Origin of the sequence: Bradyrhizobium sp. BR 1433, from assembly GCF_051547665.1 — a bacterium.
GTDB classification, from domain to species: Bacteria; Pseudomonadota; Alphaproteobacteria; order Rhizobiales; family Xanthobacteraceae; genus Bradyrhizobium; species Bradyrhizobium australafricanum.
Genome location: NZ_JBPUGG010000001.1, coordinates 4,651,184 through 4,668,205 on the forward strand (window position 1 = coordinate 4,651,184; position 17,022 = coordinate 4,668,205).

At 64.6% G+C, this 17,022-nt stretch carries 11 protein-coding genes, 1 tRNA gene and 2 pseudogenes; 3 read left to right on the forward strand and 11 right to left on the reverse strand.

Annotated elements, in window-relative coordinates; translation table 11 throughout:
- Nucleotide 1: 1 nt before the first annotated feature.
- The 9 genes and pseudogenes from ACSKB9_RS22540 to ACSKB9_RS22580 form a co-directional block, all read right to left on the reverse strand.
- A complete protein-coding gene (locus ACSKB9_RS22540) occupies nt 2-2,038 on the reverse strand; it encodes a hypothetical protein (protein WP_438075841.1) in 2,037 nt (678 codons plus the stop codon).
- Nucleotides 2,031-2,858, reverse strand: a complete 828-nt coding sequence (locus ACSKB9_RS22545; protein WP_438075843.1) for a hypothetical protein — start codon at nt 2,856-2,858, stop codon at nt 2,031-2,033. The genes ACSKB9_RS22540 and ACSKB9_RS22545 overlap by 8 nt, the downstream gene beginning before the upstream one ends.
- A 123-nt stretch (nt 2,859-2,981) precedes the next feature.
- Nucleotides 2,982-3,596: a DsrE family protein gene (locus tag ACSKB9_RS22550; RefSeq protein ID WP_057021157.1), complete on the reverse strand. Its 615-nt coding sequence runs from the start codon at nt 3,594-3,596 to the stop codon at nt 2,982-2,984.
- Nucleotides 3,597-3,631: 35 nt separating this feature from the next.
- Nucleotides 3,632-4,225: a hypothetical protein gene (locus ACSKB9_RS22555; protein WP_438075845.1), complete on the reverse strand. Its 594-nt coding sequence runs from the start codon at nt 4,223-4,225 to the stop codon at nt 3,632-3,634.
- A 32-nt stretch (nt 4,226-4,257) separates the two neighbouring features.
- Nucleotides 4,258-5,262, reverse strand: coding sequence for a TAXI family TRAP transporter solute-binding subunit (locus ACSKB9_RS22560; protein WP_057021156.1), 1,005 nt, complete (start codon nt 5,260-5,262; stop codon nt 4,258-4,260).
- Nucleotides 5,263-5,676: 414 nt separating this feature from the next.
- A tRNA-Ser gene (locus ACSKB9_RS22565) sits at nt 5,677-5,766 on the reverse strand.
- A gap of 547 nt (nt 5,767-6,313) precedes the next feature.
- A pseudogene (locus ACSKB9_RS22570) lies at nt 6,314-7,764 on the reverse strand (trehalose-6-phosphate synthase).
- Nucleotides 7,765-7,966: 202 nt separating this feature from the next.
- On the reverse strand, nt 7,967-8,800 hold the full coding sequence (gene otsB / locus ACSKB9_RS22575) for a trehalose-phosphatase (protein WP_375166737.1): 834 nt from the start codon (nt 8,798-8,800) through the stop codon (nt 7,967-7,969).
- Between the two features lie 3 nt (nt 8,801-8,803).
- Nucleotides 8,804-10,294, reverse strand: a complete 1,491-nt coding sequence (locus ACSKB9_RS22580; RefSeq protein ID WP_438075848.1) for an MFS transporter — start codon at nt 10,292-10,294, stop codon at nt 8,804-8,806.
- A 184-nt stretch (nt 10,295-10,478) separates the two neighbouring features.
- Here ACSKB9_RS22580 and ACSKB9_RS22585 point away from each other — a divergent pair, with 184 nt between their 5' ends.
- Complete coding sequence (locus tag ACSKB9_RS22585) at nt 10,479-10,847, forward strand: DUF3175 domain-containing protein (protein ID WP_438075850.1); 369 nt, start codon at nt 10,479-10,481, stop codon at nt 10,845-10,847.
- A 179-nt stretch (nt 10,848-11,026) separates the two neighbouring features.
- Here the strand turns inward: ACSKB9_RS22585 and ACSKB9_RS22590 are convergent.
- Nucleotides 11,027-13,061 (reverse strand): annotated as a pseudogene (locus tag ACSKB9_RS22590) (methyl-accepting chemotaxis protein).
- Between the two features lie 463 nt (nt 13,062-13,524).
- Here ACSKB9_RS22590 and ACSKB9_RS22595 point away from each other — a divergent pair.
- Together ACSKB9_RS22595 and ACSKB9_RS22600 are read left to right on the forward strand one after the other, a co-directional pair.
- Complete coding sequence (locus tag ACSKB9_RS22595; protein WP_092079249.1) at nt 13,525-14,697, forward strand: FIST N-terminal domain-containing protein; 1,173 nt, start codon at nt 13,525-13,527, stop codon at nt 14,695-14,697.
- Nucleotides 14,694-16,067, forward strand: a complete 1,374-nt coding sequence (locus ACSKB9_RS22600) for an ATP-binding response regulator (RefSeq protein WP_438075852.1) — start codon at nt 14,694-14,696, stop codon at nt 16,065-16,067. Before ACSKB9_RS22595 ends, ACSKB9_RS22600 begins: the two co-directional genes overlap by 4 nt.
- Here the strand turns inward: ACSKB9_RS22600 and ACSKB9_RS22605 are convergent.
- On the reverse strand, nt 16,062-16,808 hold the full coding sequence (locus ACSKB9_RS22605; RefSeq protein WP_438075854.1) for a LuxR C-terminal-related transcriptional regulator: 747 nt from the start codon (nt 16,806-16,808) through the stop codon (nt 16,062-16,064). The two genes, ACSKB9_RS22600 and ACSKB9_RS22605, sit on opposite strands and share 6 nt — an antisense overlap.
- Nucleotides 16,809-17,022 lie beyond the last annotated feature (214 nt).

Here is a 17,022-nt window from a genome sequence, read left to right on the forward strand (position 1 = left end):
GCTATCGGCGCAGCGCTTCCAGACGCGATTTCGCCTCATGGACTCCCGCGGCGTTGGCCTTGGCATAGAGGTCTTGCGCCCTGCGCTCGTCGCCGCGCGTGCCGTAAGTCCCCCACTTCGCAAGAATCAGGGGATCGTAGGTTTCTGCCAGCGCGAAGCTCGCCTGGGCGCTGCCCATTTCCACGGCGCGCTCGAGTACAAGCCGCGCCGCGCCTATGTCGCCCTGACGCAACAAGGAGCTCGCCCGCGCAACCAGCCCTCCCGCTTCCGCAGCCTGCTCGGGAGCCGGCTGCGCAACCGTGCGAGCAGGCGCCGCTCGCGTCCGTTCGGCGGTTGGATTGGTGGCGACTTCGATGGACTTGTCCCGCGCGGTCGCACCGGTCGTCAACGCCGCGCCGTGCGCCTTGCGATCCTCGGCCTCATACGCATGGATTGCGCTCCGCGACAAAGGGAGGTGCTGTGGCTGCACGTCGATCCTGGCGCGCAATTGCCTCAATTCGGCAGCGCTGGCTTCCGCCGCCTGCTTCTGCAGCAAGGTTTCCTCGCCTGCCTTTGCCGCCCGCGCCGTCTGGGTCTCGCTGTCGCGATGCGCTGCCGCCAGATCTTGCTCCAGCCGCGCGGACCGCTCTCGCTCCTTTTGCAGGTCCGCCGCAGCGCTCTTTCCCACGGCTTGCAGCCGGGACGCTTCCTTGCCCGCTTCGGTCACCAGCACGACCTTGCTCTCGACATCACGTCGCGCCGCCGCAAGATCCTGCTCCAGCCGGGCGGACCGCTCACGCTCCTTTTGCAGGTCGGCCGCACCGCTCTTCTCCGCCGCCTTCAGCCGGGACGTTTCCTTGCCCGCTTCGCTCACCAGCACGGCCTTGCTCTCGATATCACGTCGCGCTGCCGCAAGATCCTGCTCCAGCCTGGTGGACCGCTCATGCTCCTTTTGCAGCTCGGCCGCACCGCTCTTCTCCACCGCCTTCAGCCGGGACACTTCCTCGTCTGCTTTCGTCGCCAGCGCCGTCTTGGTCGCGACATCGCGCCGCGCTGCCGCAAGATCCAGCTCCAGCCGGTCAGCCCGCGCCGCTTGCAGTGAGTTCTGCAACTCCGCCGCACCGCTTTCCCTTTCCCGCTTCAGTCGGGCGGTTTCTTCGCTTGCTTTCGCCGCCAGTGCGGTCTGCGTCTCGACATCGCTGCGGGCAGCCGCAAGATCCTGCTCCAGCCGCACCAGTCGCTCACGTTCGTCCGGTGTGGCTTTGTGAGCTGCGCCGTTCTCAGCCGCCTGCCTGAGCTCCGCTGCTTCTTCACCGGCTTTGCGGGCCTGCGCCTCGAAGGCGTAGATCGTGCTTCGCGTCTGGGAAAGCTCCTGTGCCAGCGCGTCGGCCTTCGCGCGCGATTCCCGCAGTTCGGCGGCCTCGGCCTCCACCGTCCGCTTCTGCCGCAGGGCTTCATCGGCCGCCTTTGCCGCCAGCGCGGTCTGGGCCTCGACATCACGCCGCGCGATCGCGAGATCCTGCTCCAGCCTTGCGGACCGCTCTCGCTCCTTTTGCAGGGAGCCCTGCGACTCGGCCGCTCCGCTTTCGCTTTGCTGTTTCAGTCGGGAAACCTCCTCGCCTGCTTTGGTCGCCAGCGCGGCCTGGGTCTCGACATTGCTGCGGGCAGCCGCAAGATCCCGCTCCAGCCGCGCGAACCGCTCACCTTCGTCGGGTGTGAATTTGCCGGCCGAGGCCGTACAGCTTGCAACCGCCTGCCTGAGCTCCGTCGCTTCGTCTCCGGATTTGCGGACTTGGGCTTCGTATGCGTAGATCGAGCTCCGCGACAGCGAGAGGTCTTGTGCCAGCGCCTCGGCTCGTTCGCGCAATTGCCTGAGCTCGGCAGCTCCGACGTCCGCTGCCTGCTTCTGCCGCAGGGCTTCTTGCTTCGTCGTTGTCGCCAACGCCATCTGGGTCTCGACATCGCGCCGCGCTGCCGCCAAATCCTGCTCCAGCTGCGCGCTCCGCTCGCGCTCCCGTAGCAGGGCCGACTGCAACTGCGTAGCGCCGCTTTCACGCATCCCCTTCAGCCGGGAAACCTCCTCGCCTGCCTTTGCCGCCAGCGCCGTCTGAAGTCTCGACGTTGCGGCGCAATGCCTCGAGATCCTGCTCGAGCCGCGCGGACCGCTCGCGCTCCCGCTGCAGATCCGCCCCACCGCCTTCCGCCGCTGCTTTCAGCCGAGACGCTTCCTCACCTGTTTTTGTCGCCAGCACAGTCTGGGTTTCGACATCACGCCGCGCTGCCGCCAGGTCCCGCTCCAGGCGCTCCGCCCGCTCACGCGTCTCTTGCAGGGAGTTCAGCAGCTCCGCTCCGTCCTGCGCGGCCTGCTTCTCTTGGACCGCCTTGCCCGCCAACGCGGCCTGGGCCTCGATATCGCGGCGCGCCGCCGCGAGACTCTGCTCCAGCGACTCGGCCCGATAGCGCTCCTGCTCGAGACGTTGCAGCAACTCGATGTCACGTCTTGCATTCGTCAGTTCGCAGGAGAGCGACTCCGCCCAGTTGTATTCCCGTTTCGAGGCCTGCCCCGTGTCGCCGACGCTCGCTTGGGCGACCTGCACCGGTCTGTCATTGCCGCCTCGACCCGGCGGCAAGGCTTCGGGAGCGCCGTTCCTTGCCGCTTCGATGAAACCGGGACTACCGGCAGCCGCCGAATGCTGCGGTTGCGTCGAAGGGCGGGCCGGATCTGGGGAAGCCCGTGTTTCCGGCGCGCACACCATTGCGAGCATGGCAGCAGTCGTCCACGACAGCGCGGACCGTCCCGCCTTGGGCAGCAGGCGGCGCGACGAATCTGCGATGTCGCAGCCGGCAACTGCCTTGTCCTTGAGGATCACCGGGCCCATCCGCAATCACCTGTCGCACGGCGACACGATCTGTTGAGGTACGGCATTATGCGCCGTACCGCAGCGCGAAGCCTACAGCCCGCATGGAGGACCCCACCCACCCCTTTCGGGTTAGGCCACAGGTCACGGCTTCACATAGGACCAGCCCTTCTCCTGCAGTTCCATCACGCGCACGACGCCTGACTTCACCACCTCCGCCTGGCGAACAATCGGGATGTCCTTGTTCTCGGCCTTGTGCATTTTTTCCTGGGTATTGCCACAGGCCTTGAACGAGACCTCCGGCGTGCTCAGCGCCATTTCCTCGAGACGGGCTTTCACCGGCGAGGTGTCGTCGCGCAGCATGTGCAGGCCGGGTCCGAAGGTGACCACCTCGATCTTCACCTTCTCGCCGAGATCCTTGTAGTATTGCGCAACGTTGACTGCGTTGTTGAGCGCGAGATTCATGGCTGCGGGATCGTTCGTGTTCACCTGCAGGATCAGGTTGTGCGACTTGGCGTTGGATGGAAGCCGGGCGTTGGCGTCGAGAGGAGATCGTTCCCTCTTGTGGGTGGTCGCCTTGCGCGAGATATGAACCCTTTGGACCTTTTCTGAAACGTGCTGATAGTCCGCAGTGCGGTTCGTTGTTGTCGGTGTCCAATACCGTCCGCCGCCTTGCTCCGCCGCAGCGTATGAAGCGGCCAGGAGCGCCGTTGCGGCTCCGATGATGGTTACCTTCGCAATATGCTGAAACACGCGCATGGATACCTCCTGTTAAAGACACGTTATTGAAATCTCTAGCCGTTGGGTTTTGCGGTCGGTTGTGGCCACCTGCAGGCAGCGGTGATCTTCGCGCGCACCACATCCATCCCGCCCAACGGAAACACCGCATCCAGCGCCGGTCCGGTACGGGGTGCGAGGTGAATATTGAGACCTCCGCCGTCCGGAAGGGACTGCAGCAAGCGAACCACGTCACCGCCGAACGCAACGCCGGTCCCGGACGCAGGCACAGCTGCCGCGACTCGCTGCGGCGGACCGTCGTTGATGCGGTAGGAAATCGCATATCCATCGCCGCGACCGGACACGCGGGAGCCCGCGACGATCAGTTCGCTCCGCCCGCCATGGCAGCGAATCGAAAGCGTCATTGCGCTTTCGCCAGCACCGTCGCGCGATGACGTCGTGGCGGTGGCGACCGGTGAATAGTCGAGCGGTGAAGTCGTCAGGCTGACGACCCAGCTGTTACCCAGGTTCGCCTGGGGCAGCGCCGACGCCCGCGGTGTCTTCTCGGAGCACTCCGGCCGTTCGGAGCGTTCCTTGGCGGAGCAATCGCGGAGCTGAGCGATCTGGCGATATCCTGCCGCCTGCGCCGAAGCAATGCCGCTTGCGAGCAAGACTCCAGCCACCGCGCAGGTCGCCGCGCGTCTCATTGCGATGTATTTGCGGCGGCGCGCGGCTCGCGATCGAGCCACGCCTGCGCTGCGGGGAAGCGCGTCAGGCCGGGAACGGTCGCGGCGAGATTGATCGTCTTCCACTTTTGGTCGAAGCCCGGCTGCTGCAGCTTGTCGATCCGCGAGAACAGATACTCCACGAAGCGCGCAAGGCGCTCATAGCGGTTCGATTTGGCCGGAAAGTTGAAAGCCACCAGGGCGGTCGGCACGGCGATTGTCGTGACGCGCTCGCCCTGCTTGATGAGATTGGGATACTCCGTGGCCTCGAGCGAGGCGGGAAGATAAAAGTCTTCGAACCTCCTGTCATAGGGAACAGGCAGGAACTTGAACCCCGGGTCCCAGCGGCCGCGCACGAAGGCATCCACCGGCTTCGAGGTGATGAAGACGACCGCGGCCATCTCGCCCTTGCGCATCTGCTCGAGCGCGACCTGATGGGGAATGAAGGTTTTTTCCACATCGAGGCCAAGGCGGCTGAAGATCAGCGGCCCCGAATAGGCCGCCGCGGTACCCAGATTATTGAAGTTCACCTTCTTGCCGGCGAGATCGCTCAGGCTTTGGATCTCGGGACGAACGAAGATATGCAGTTCGGACGGAAACAGGTTCAGCACGAAAGCCAGCCGTTGCTGGATATCCGGCACCTGGCTCCTGTATTCCTCGAGCACGTCGGAATTGATGATGGCGGCATCGATGCCGCGCAAATACAGCAGCGAGTTCACATTCTCCGTCGGCCCGCGCGTCACGACCGGCAACACATGCAGCTTGTCGCCATCGTCTACGACGCGGGCGATTTCGGCCGCGAGACGAATGGGCGCGCCCTCGAGCAGGCCCCCGGCGAGGCCGATCGTCCAGGCATTCATCGTCACCTGCGGCTTTTGCGGCGGCGGCTCACGGCGCAATTGACGCGGTGCAGCAGGTTGCGCCTGTGCATCCACGTTTGACAGCGGAACGGTCGTGAGCAGCGGAATCAGCAGCGCCAGCATGCGCAACGGGTGCAATTCCCTTTTTGCGGTCTGTCCCATGGGATCTCCACCCTTGCCGATCGGTGATTTTGTCGTAGTTTCATGCAGTTCATCGGCGCGCGCTATTTCTCCCCATGGGGGAGCCCACTACTCCTTCCGGATTATCCATTGTGCGTGTCCTACGCCGCAGCAGCGAGGGATCGACGTCTCGTACGGTTCTGTCGCGGTTTGAAATTAGGCCGGCATCGGCGATGGCGTTTTGCCGCGTTGTTGTCGTTCCGCCGACGACGGGCGGCTTCGGTGCGGCGATTCTTTACATTCCGCCCCGACCAGGTCTCATAAACGGCTTCTGTTGTTGCCTTGGCCATGGGCGTGCATTCAGCACAACTTGCCAACCCAAGCGGGCGCAATCGTCGTTTGGCGTGCAAGGTCAAATGGCGGAGAGAGTGGGATTCGAACCCACGGTACGGTTTCCCGCACACACGCTTTCCAAGCGTGCGCCTTAAGCCACTCGGCCATCTCTCCGGGAGGCCCTCTCTTGAAGGGCTGAGGCGGATTTTGCAAGGGAGCGCAGGCCGGGAGCGCGAAATTTCCACAACAGATTGAAAACATTGGGTAAATTGATAACGATGGCGGCCGCGCGCCGCGGCCTTGCGCGCGGCCGCGCGCGATTTTGGCCGGCGGTCGGTCAGGGACCGGCGCAAATCAATGAGTGCATGCGATCAACCCGCCGTTTCGTCATTCCGGGGGTTCGCCGCAGGCGAGAGCCGGGAATCTATTGGGCCGCCTCATTCGTGGAAGAATGGATGCCGGGTTCTCGCGTTCGCGAGCCCCGTCGCGGGAATGCGAGGTTATGACCACTGACCGCGCAACACACTCAGTGTTGTCCCAGCGAAAGAGGGACCCATAACCACAAGTGCCGATTATTGCGCGATGCTGCTACGACGAGCCCGTTCACAACATCCACCGCGGCGTATGGGTCCCTGCTCCCGTGCGCAATTGCGCACTAGGCAGGGACGACAGAACCGCGGATGGGCGAACCAACGCACCCATCCTGCATCGTCATGCTCGCTCAGTGATAGCGCGCGGCAAAATCCGCCGTGCGGCGCGGCCACAGGGTTGGTGGCTCCGGCAGCGCCGCGTTTCCCGCATTGTGCGTATCCTGCAGCGCCTCGATGAAATCGGCGAACCATTGCTGGATGGTGCCGCTGTTGAGCTTCTCCATCATGGCTTCCCAGCGCATCCGCCGCTCGGTCAGCGGCATCGCGAGGGCCGTCGCCAGGGTGCGCGCCATGCCGTCGATATCGTGCGGATTGACCAGCAGCGCGGCGTCGAGCTCGTTCGCCGCACCGGCGAATTTCGACAGCACCAGCACGCCGGGGTCCGCCGGGTTTTGCGCGGCGACATATTCCTTGGCGACCAGGTTCATGCCGTCCTGCAGCGGCGTCACGACGCCGACCTGCGCGGTGCGGTAAAGGCCTGCGAGCACGCCCTGGCCAAAGCCCTTGTTGAGGTAGCGGATCGGCGTCCAGTCGACCTCGCCATGCACGCCGTTGACGTCGGTGACGAGCTTCGCCACCTCGCTCTGCAGATTGCCGTAGGCTTCGATCGCGCCGCGCGAGGGCGTTGCGATCTGCAGCAGCGACACCGAACGTTTCAGGTTCGGATGCAGCGTCCACATCTTGTCGAACGCCTTGATGCGGTTGACGAGGCCCTTGGAGTAGTCGAGCCGGTCGACGCCGATCGCGAGCTTCTCGCCGTTGAGGCTGCGCCGCAGCCGCGTCACGTCGGGATGCGTCATCGCCTTGGTCGCCTGCTGCGCGAACCTGCCGGGATCGATGCCGATCGGAAACACCGCGGCGCGGGTGCGGCCGAACGACGAATTGATCACGCCGTCGCGCACCTCGAAGTCGAGATCGTGCTGCACATAGCTCAGGAAGTTCTCGCAGTCCTCATCGGTCTGGAAGCCGATCAGGTCATAGGACAGCATCGCCTCGATCAGCTCGCGATGATTGGGCACGCCCGCGATTACCGCGCGCGCCGGCCATGGCGTGTGCAGGAAGAAGCCGATCGGCTGCGTGACGCCGAGGTCGCGCAGCTCGGCGCCGAGCGCGAGGAAATGATAGTCCTGGACCCAGAACACGGAATCCGGCTTGCGGAAGCGCAGCAACGCGCGCGCCATGAACGCGTTCACTTCGCGATAGCTCGCGTAGTCCTCGCGAGACGCACGAATCAGATCGGCGCGCGAATGCATCGCGGGCCACAGCGCCGAATTGGCAAAGCCTTCGTAATAGCCGCCATAGTGCGCGGCCGGCAGATCGAGCATCGCCAGCGCGCCCGCCCCGAGCGCTTCGACCTCTGCGAAAGGTTCCTTCAGGTTCCCGTCGCGGACGCGTCCGCTGGAACCAACCCATATTGCCCTGTCTTTTCCACCACCGGCAACAATGCCGCAGCCAGCCCCCCCGTCATGGGTTCATTGGGTTTTCCGCGCGAGACGCGGTTCGATACGACGACGAGGTTCACCAGGTCCCCTCCTGTTGGTCAACTCGCGTATTAACAACCATTCATCAAGATGGTTCCTGATCAAGGAATCTCCCAATTGAAACCAAATTCTGGCGAACACGCACGGAACTCGCGGGAACTCGCGAAAAGAAAATTACGCGCGAGGTTGACGCCACGACGCAAAAGCACCGTATTCGATTCGGCTGCGATGAATGCGTTTCGGTTAGGACAGGCTGACGTCCCTATCAACGTCGAGCAGATGCGCGAGGAATTCGCGCACATCGCTCGGTCCGTCGAAATGTCCGGCGACGCCGGTTGCGCGACGGCCGACGGAGAACGCTAGACCGTCGAAATCGGGCATGATCGCGAACACGGTCTCGTCGGTGACGTCGTCGCCGATGAAGAACGGGCGCCGCCCCTTGAACGGCTCATGCGTCATCAGCTCGAGCACGCCGGTCGCCTTGGTGAAGCCGGAATGCTTGATCTCGCAGACGCTCTTGCCCGGCAGCACCTCGATCGGCGCATTCGGCAGCTCGGCGCGGATCAGCGACACCGCTTCGTAGATCGCCTTCTCCGCCTGCGGCGCCAGCCGATAGTGCAGCGCCAGCGAATAGCCCTTGTCCTCGAGCAGAATGCCGGGGCTGAGCTTTGCGATCGCGGCAAGACGGCGCTTCAATTCCTTGTCGAGCGGCGGCGCGTGTGCGGCGACCGCCTCGCTGTCCGGCTGCAGCCGCATCTCGGCGCCATGGCCGCCGATCGCAGGAAACACTTCCGGCGCGAAGATCAGGTCGATGTCATTGAGGGAGCGGCCGCTGACCAGCGCCAGCGCGCCGTGGGTGCGCTCATGCAGCTGCTTCAGCGTGGTCGACAGTTCGGGCGGCACCCAGACCTCGCGCGGCGTCGGCGCGAAATCGAGCAGGGTGCCGTCGATGTCGAGCAGCACCGCGGCCTGGCGGAGCGGCGGAATCAGCGACGCCGGCGTCGGCACGCTGTCCGTCCTGGCGTCAGGGGCGATGTCATCATCCATGGGCATCTCGGCCACGTCATGTTTCGTCATAGTCTACTCCACACATGCCAGTGGTCGCGCGACAGATTCGAGCGATTTCCGCTCGGCCGCGACGGCATAGCGCCATGCGACCGCTGCGGCGACCATCATGAGCGCCGACCCCAGCAGGTAGCCGGCGAAGACGCTGTTGCGCGATCCGGTGTCGATCAGCACGCCGAACAGCGCCGGTCCAATCACGCCGCCAATGCCGGTGCCGATCGCATAGAAGGCGGCGATCGCGAGCGCGCGGACCTCCAGCGGAAACGTCTCGCTGACGGTAAGATAGGCGGCGCTCGCGGCCGGCGAGGCAAAGAAGAAGATCACCATCCAGGCGATGGTCTGGGTCTGCGCGCTGAGCACGCCGATCGAGAACAGATAGCCGGACAGCGCCAGCAGCACGCCCGAGATGCCATAGGTCAGCGCGATCATGGTGCGGCGGCCGAGCGTATCGAACAGGCGGCCGAGCAGCAGCGGCCCGAGGAAGTTTCCGGCGGCGAAGGGGAGGATGTACCAGCCGACATTGCTGGCGGCGACACCGAAGAAGTCGGTCAGGATCAGCGCGAAGGTGAAGAAGATCGCATTGTAGAAGAACGCCTGCGCGGCCATCAGCGTGAGCCCGACCAGCGAGCGCTGCCGGTAGGTGGAGAACAGCGTCACCGCGACCTCACGCAGCGGCGTGTGATCGCGCATCCGCAGCCTGATCTTCTCGAAGTCTGCGCTCGATTGTTCGTGGCCGAGCACGGAGGTCTCGATATCGGCGACGATCTTGTGGGCCCGGTCGGGGTAGCCGTGGATCATCAGCCAGCGCGGGCTTTCCGGAATCCACATCCGCATCAACAGCACGACGAGGCCGAGCACCGCGCCGGTGAAATAGGCGATCCGCCAGCCGTGGTCCGGCGCAAGGAACGCGGGATCGAGCAGGATGATGGCGCTCAGCGCACCGATCGCCGCCCCGATCCAGAAGCTGCCGTTGATGACGAGATCGGTCCAGCCGCGATAGCGGGCCGGCACCAGTTCCTGGATGGTCGAGTTGATCGCGGTGTACTCACCGCCGATGCCGGCACCGGTGAGAAAGCGAAACAGCGCGTAGCTCGCGACATTCCACGACAGCGCGGTCGCGGCGGTCGCCGACAGATAAAGCGCGAGCGTGATGAAGAACAGCTTCTTGCGTCCGATCCGGTCGGTGAGCCAGCCGAAACCCAGCGCGCCGAGCACGGCGCCGGCGAGATACGCGCTGCTGGCAAGACCGACATCGGCGTTGGAGAAGCTCATCGTCGGGCTGTCCTTCAGCGCGCCCGACAATGCACCCGCGAGCGTCACTTCCAGCCCGTCGAGGATCCAGGTTATGCCGAGCGCCAGCACGACGCGGGTGTGAAAGCGGCTCCAGCTGAGATTGTCGAGCCGGACCGGAATCGAGGTCTCGATGATGCGGTCATCGTTCGGCGTGACCGGAGCCACGGCCTCTTGCGTCGTCGCGGAACTCAATTGTGTCGGCTGCACTGTCATCAGAATCGACCAATGAGAAAAACCCCGGAACGATCTGTTCCAAGGCTCACTCACCCGGAATTGCGGCAAACGTAGTGCCCGCCACGCGACGTCAACGCCGCAGGCCGGCAAGGGTTCCCGCAATGCGGCATAGGAACCGCGATCGCAGCGAACTGTTCTCGGCTCAAAAGACACGGAGGCATCGATGGCCGCACACAAGAAAGCAACGCGCAAGACGGTAAGGACATCACCGGCACGGTCCACGAGCACGACGCGTCGCAGGCGTGGCGCAAGCAAGAGGACGGCGAAGCGCTGGTCGCAGCGGGTGACCAAGGAGAGCGACGCGCTCGACCTCAAGCACGGTGTGTTCAAGCAGACCAGCGCGAAGAAGATCGCATCATCGCTGAAGCAATCCGCCCAGCACAGCGCGCGCCGCAAGAGCGGCGCCTATCGTTCCGCGCTCTCGATGCTGACCTTCTATATCAACCGCGCCGGCAAGACGCTGCCGAAGACCGAGCGGTCGCGCCTGGAGCGCGCCAAGGTCGAGTTGAAGCACCAGTTCGGACGGGATTAGCCGCATCATCTCGCCAACCAACGGCGTCGTCCCGGCGGAGGCCGGGACCCATACGCCGTGGCCATCGGAAAGGGCAAGCGGCCAGTGTCCGTACGCCAACGAACGGTGGTGGTTATCGGGTCCCCGGCTTGCGCCGGGACGACGATAATAGATCAGCAATTGGTAGACCCGCGCGCGCCTTACGCCGCGCGGATATTCGCCATGAAGCGGTCGAGCTCTTCGCGCAGCCGCGAACTCTCGACCGACAGCGAGCGAGCCGAGTTCAGCACCTCTTCGGAGGCAGCTCCGGTCTCGGTGGCGCCGCGATTCACCTGGGTGACGCTGGACGCCGCTTCCTGTGTGCCCTGCGCGACGTTCTGCACGCTGCGCGCGATCTCCTGCGTTGCCGCGCTCTGCTGCTCGACCGAGCTTGCGATGTTGGTCGCGATCCCGGAGATCTGGCCGATGGTGCCGCCGATCTCCTTGATCGCGGCGACCGAATTCCTGCGTCGCCGCCTGCATGCCCGAGATATGAGTGGAGATCTCGTCGGTGGCCCTGGCGGTCTGGCTCGCCAGCGACTTCACCTCAGCGGCGACCACCGCGAAGCCGCGCCCGGCGTCGCCGGCGCGCGCCGCCTCGATGGTGGCGTTCAGCGCCAGCAGATTGGTCTGCTCGGCGATCGCCGTGATCAGCTTGACGACGTCGCCGATCTCCTGCGCAGCGCGCGAGAGCTTGCCGATCCGCGCGTCGGTCTGCTCGGCCTGACGCACGGCTGAATCGGCGATCTGGCTCAACTCCTTGGCGCGACGGCCGATCTCGTCGACAGACGCCGACAGTTCCTCGGTCGCGGAGGCGACCGATTGCATGTTGCTGGAGGCTTCCTCGGAGGCGCCGGCGACCTGGCTCGACAAATTCTGCGTGGTCTCCGCCGTCCGGGTCAGCGTACCGGCCGCGGATTCGAGCTGCACGGCGGAGGCCGACACGTTGGAGACGATCGAGCCGACGGCAAATTCGAATTCGTCGGCAAAACGAATCAGCTCGTTGCGCCGCGCGGTCGCACTTGCCTTGTTCTGCGCTTCCTGGGTCGCGGCATCGCGTTCGGCCTTGGCGATCGCCTGGACCTTGAACTCCTCCAAGGCGCCGGCCATCTCGCCGAGTTCGTCGCGGCGGCCGAGACCCGGCAGCACGACGCCGAAATTGCCTGCCGCGAGCTCGCGCATTGCCGCACACATCGCCGCGATCGGTCGCGAAATACCCTTGCCCAGCAGGAACGCCCAGACCAGCCCGAGCACGAAGCTGCCGGCGGCCAGCATCAGGATCAGCCGCTCGGTCTCGCCGATCATGGTGTGCAATTCGTTTTCAAGCCGCTTCTGGTCGGCGAGCAGATCGGACTTCATCGCCGCCGCGCCCTGGCTGATGGCGGCCGCGGACTCCGTCATCTCGACGGTCAGCTCGTCGATCGACTTCGCATTCGCGATCAGCTTGGCGAGGGCCTCGCGGTACTCTTCGAGCAGCGCGGTGATGTCCTTCACGCTCTGGGTGATCCGCTCGTTATTCGAGGTGATCGCTTTCACCAGATTGTCGGCGAATTTCAGCCGGGCGAGCGCGCTCGAGGCGACCGTCTTGTCGCCGTTGACGACGAAGGTATTGACGGCCCCGGTGATCGACTGGAGCTGGTCGGCCACCTTCTTGGCGCCGAACTGGATCGACTGCAGCTCGGAATCATCGGCATTGCTCGGCAGATCGTCGAGCTTGTAGCGCATCGAGGTTGCGCTGCGGGTCAGCTTGTTCTGCGCGGTCTGTGCGCTGTCGTCCTTGATGCGGACGATCTCGGCGAAGATCTTGGTGAAGGCGCGGAATTCGCGCTCCAGCTTGGTGATCTGCTCGAGCCGGGCCGGATTGGTGGTGCCCTTCATCGACGCCATGATGGCATCCTTCAGGCTGCCCTCGGCGGCGAGCGCGGCCTTGGCGTCGTCCTCCTTGCCGGTCGCGACGAAGTAGCGCGCCAGCGAACGGTAGGAGATCAATTCGCGATCGATGTTGCGGGCCAGATCGGCTTCCGCGACGCTCTGGCGGTAGGAGCCGACGCCGGCGGAGACCCGCTCGAAGCCCATATAGGCAAAGCCCATGGTGGCTGCCGAAAGCGCCAGCGTGACGGCAAAGCCGAGCATGATCTTGGCGCGAAATCTGAGGGTTGGGATCCTGATCGACAACGATCGCTTCAGCCCCGGCATTCCAACCCCCGTCTTCATTCTGAAAACCACGCGGGGTCCGGCAGCAACCCGCCCCAGACCCCGGAGCGCAAAACTCAGGCAGAATCGATAAGGCCCGGTAAATGGGCAGCGGCCGGCCGGCCCGGCGCGATACTACCTTGGTCGGGCTAGGCGGGTGGGTAAGGTGATTGACGCGCGGGTCCGGCCCGATAGTTTAGAACCGATCAAACCTGTCCCTGCCCGGGCCAGGAGAACACATCGGGAGGTGTCCCATGTCATCGCGTCGACCGGCGCCACTGGCGCTTGCGGCGAGCGTAGCTGCCGGCGCAATAGTCCGGCCAATGGCATTTCCCCTCACGACCTGAAAGACACGGGCGAGCCGGAACGCGAGCCATCGCGGCCTGGCCCGGATGCCCTCACGACCCGCGCGGGTTCAATCGGCCGCGCCAAGAAAAGCAAAAAATTCTGGTCAGGGAGAGCGCCTTTGGCGAAGCAGAACGGTAGCGCCGCCGACAGCATTGTCGTGGTGCAGGCAAAGACCGACGGGCCGCGGGAAGCAGCCGACGAGATCGCGCGCCAATTGGCGGCAGCTGATCTCGCGATGCTCGTGGTGTTCGTGTCGCCGGTCTATGAGCCGCAGACATTCATTGCCGAACTGTCCAGCCGGATGCCGGACGTTCCGATCTTCGGCTGTACCACGGCAGGCGAATTGTCGCCCGGCGGTTGGGACGAGGACAGCGTCGTCGCGATGGGCTTCAATGCGGCCGATTTCGTCATCGCGGCCCGGCCGCTGTTCGACCTTTCGACATTTCGGGTCGATCACGGCCGCTCAATCTGCACCGAATTGCAGAACGAATTCGCGCAACGCACCGAGCACTGCGATCACACCCATGATTCCTTCGGGCTGCTCTTCATCGACGGCATGTGCCAGCGTGAGGAGACCATCATGTCGGCGATCTATGCGTCGCTCGGCGACATCCCGGTGGTCGGCGGCTCCGCCGGCGACGGCCTGCGCTTCGAGAAATCGTGGGTCTTCCATGGCGGCGAGGCCTTTACCGATGCCGCCGTCCTGATCCTGATCCGGACCCGGCTGCCGTTCCGCCTGTTCAAGTGCGATCACTTCGAACCGACCTCGACCAAGATGGTGGTGACCGAGGCCGACATCGAGCACCGCATCGTCAAGGAGTTGAATGCCGAGCCGGCCGCGCTGGAATATTCCCGTGCCGTCGGCCTCAGCGACAGCAAGCTCGAATTGTTCTCATTCGCCGCGCATCCTGTGCTGGTTCGTGTCGGCGGCGCCTATTACGCGCGGTCGATCCAGCGCACCAACCCGGACGGATCGCTGCAATTCTTCTGCGCCATCGACGAGGGCATGGTGCTGACGGTGGCGCGCGAGCGTGACCCGATCGATGTGACGAGCCGCCTGCTCAAGGAGCTGACCGAGGATCTCGGCGAGGTCTCGATGTTCATCGGCTTCGAATGCGTGCTGCGCCGGCTCGACGTCGAGCAGCGCCAGCTGTCGCGGGAGATGTCGGAGCTCTATCGCCGCAACAAAGTGATTGGCTTTCAAACCTATGGCGAGCAGTATCGCTCCATGCATGTCAACCAGACGCTGACCGGCATCGCCATCGGCAAGCGGGCACTCGCGCCGCAATGACGGATACCAAGACCACGCGAATTGCGGCGCTCGAACGCGAGGCCGAGAAGCTGCGCAAGATCAACGCGGCGCTGATGTCGCGCGTCGAGCGATCGACCGATCAGCAGCTCAACGCCTTTTCTCTGTTTGAAACAGCCATTGCGCTGGATCAGCAGGTGCGCGACCGCACCCAGCAGCTCAAGCAGGCGCTGCAATCACTGGAGAAAACCAATGGTCGCCTGCTGCAGGCCAAGCAGCAAGCCGAGGCGGCGAGCTCTTTGAAATCATCCGTGCTGGTGTCGGTGACGCACGATCTGTTGCAGCCGCTGAATGCGGCGCGGCTGACGCTGTCCGCGCTGACCGAGATGGCAAGCGAGTCGAAGAGCGTCGCGCTGACCGATCAGATCGACCGTTCGCTGGCGACGCTCGAGGACATGCTGCGGACGCTGCTCGACATCTCCAAGCTCGATGCGGGCGTGCTCAGGCCCGAATTCGGACCGGTCGCGATCGCTTCGCTGTTCGAGCCGCTGGAGCAGGAATTTGTCGCGACCGCCGCCAAGCGCAATCTCGGCTTCCGGATCATGCCGTCGTCTGCGGTGGTTCGCTCCGATCCGCTGATGCTGCGTCGGATCCTGCAAAACCTTGTCGCCAATGCGCTGCGTTACACCCAGCGCGGCAGCGTGCTGATGGGATGCCGGACCAGGGGCGATGACATCTGCATCGAGGTGCACGACACCGGGCCGGGCATTCCGGAAGCGCAGCGCGAAGCCATCTTCGTCGAGTTTCAGCGTGGCGAGACCAGCGCCGGCGACAAGGCCGGCATCGGGCTAGGTCTTTCGATCGTGCGCCGGTTTGCCGACCTGCTCGGCCATGACATCAGGCTGAGCTCGCGCGCCGGCAAAGGCTCGGTGTTCTCGGTCACCGTGCCCCGCACCCAGGATCCGGTTGCGATCCCGGTGCGCGAGCAGGCCAGCGTCGACTATCGCTATGGCGGCATGGAGGGCGCCAAGATCCTGCTGATCGAGAACGACCTCTCGAGCGCCGAGGGGCTCGCCCATTTGCTGGAGAAATGGGGCTGCGACGTCGCGGTGACGATCTCCAAGACCGAGGCGCTCGAGCGCATCCACGCGCTCGACGGCATTCCCGACGCCATCATCGCCGATCTGCATCTCGACAATGGCGAGACCGGAATTCAGGCCGTCGATGTCATCCGCGGCGCGATCAACGCCAAGGTACCGGCGATCATCGTGACCGCCGACTACTCGGCCAAGGCTGCCTCCGACGTATCGGCCTTCGGCCATGAGCTGTTGAAGAAGCCGATCAAGCCCGCCGAGATGCGCTCACTGCTGTCGTTCCTGCTGGCGGCGGAGCAGTCGGGTGCGCGGTTATGATTCCGCGCCATGCGACGACGGCGTGGCCGTCACCGGCGCGTGGTCGTGCTTGCCGAAGTCCAGCTTCGACAGCGCGATGATGGCCTCGGTGCGGCTGCGCACGCCGAGCTTGCGCAGGATCTCCGAGACATGCACCTTCACGGTGGTGACCGAGATATCGAGCTCATAGGCGATGTGCTTGTTCTGCAGGCCGCGGCAGATCATGTCGAGCACGCGAAGCTGCTGCGCGGTGAACTGGCCGAGCTGCTGAACCAGCTCGCGCGTCTCGGCCTGGGCCTTCCGCGCGGCGGCGGTATCGCGGAAGCGCGGCGGCAGGCACACCGCGCCTTCGAGGATGCCACGCAACAGCCGCGCCAGCTCGAGCTTCGGCGTCGACTTCGGGATGTAGCCGGAAATGCCGAGCGAGATCGCGCCGCCGACGATCCGGGGATCGTCATGCGCCGACACGATCACGAGTGCGCTGCGCGGCGCGGCGGCACGCACCCGGTAGGCGCCGAGCAGGCCCGTGGTGCCGGGCATCGACAGATCGAGCAGGATCAGATCGAGGCCGTCGCGCGCCGCGATCACATCCAGCGCACCGTCGATCGACGTCGCCTGCAGCACCTCGGCGTCGGGAAATTCGGCCCCGATCACGCCGATCAGGGCGGCACGGAACAGCGGGTGGTCCTCGACGATCAGCAATCGAGGCGCACCCGCCTTGCCGGGCAGCGGCTCGTCCGCCAGGGGCACGGTCGTGGTCAATGCTGCGCCGTCCTCCCTCGGATGCTCATGACAGCCATTGTGCGCACGACGTTATCTCAAAGCCGGATGGCAGCCTATAGGCAGGATTTCCAATGCGCCCGCCTCGCAGTGCAGCACGGCTAGTGTCCCGAATCCGAAGTTCGCATCATTTGCCGCACCTTCGGAGCGAACTTCGGATTCGATAAGGACACTAGCAAACTTATGATTCTAGTGT

Excerpts from the sequence above, each read along its gene's own strand:
- ACSKB9_RS22580 (WP_438075848.1), bottom strand. The coding sequence starts at position 10,294 with ATGACAGTGCAGCCGACACAATTGAGTTCCGCGACGACGCAAGAGGCC.
- ACSKB9_RS22545 (WP_438075843.1), bottom strand. The coding sequence starts at position 2,858 with ATGGGCCCGGTGATCCTCAAGGACAAGGCAGTTGCCGGCTGCGACATC.
- otsB (WP_375166737.1), bottom strand. The coding sequence starts at position 8,800 with ATGACGAAACATGACGTGGCCGAGATGCCCATGGATGATGACATCGCC.
- ACSKB9_RS22550 (WP_057021157.1), bottom strand. The coding sequence starts at position 3,596 with ATGCGCGTGTTTCAGCATATTGCGAAGGTAACCATCATCGGAGCCGCA.
- ACSKB9_RS22600 (WP_438075852.1), top strand. The coding sequence starts at position 14,694 with ATGACGGATACCAAGACCACGCGAATTGCGGCGCTCGAACGCGAGGCC.
- ACSKB9_RS22560 (WP_057021156.1), bottom strand. The coding sequence starts at position 5,262 with ATGCTGGCGCTGCTGATTCCGCTGCTCACGACCGTTCCGCTGTCAAAC.
- ACSKB9_RS22540 (WP_438075841.1), bottom strand. The coding sequence starts at position 2,038 with ATGCGTGAAAGCGGCGCTACGCAGTTGCAGTCGGCCCTGCTACGGGAG.
- ACSKB9_RS22585 (WP_438075850.1), top strand. The coding sequence starts at position 10,479 with ATGGCCGCACACAAGAAAGCAACGCGCAAGACGGTAAGGACATCACCG.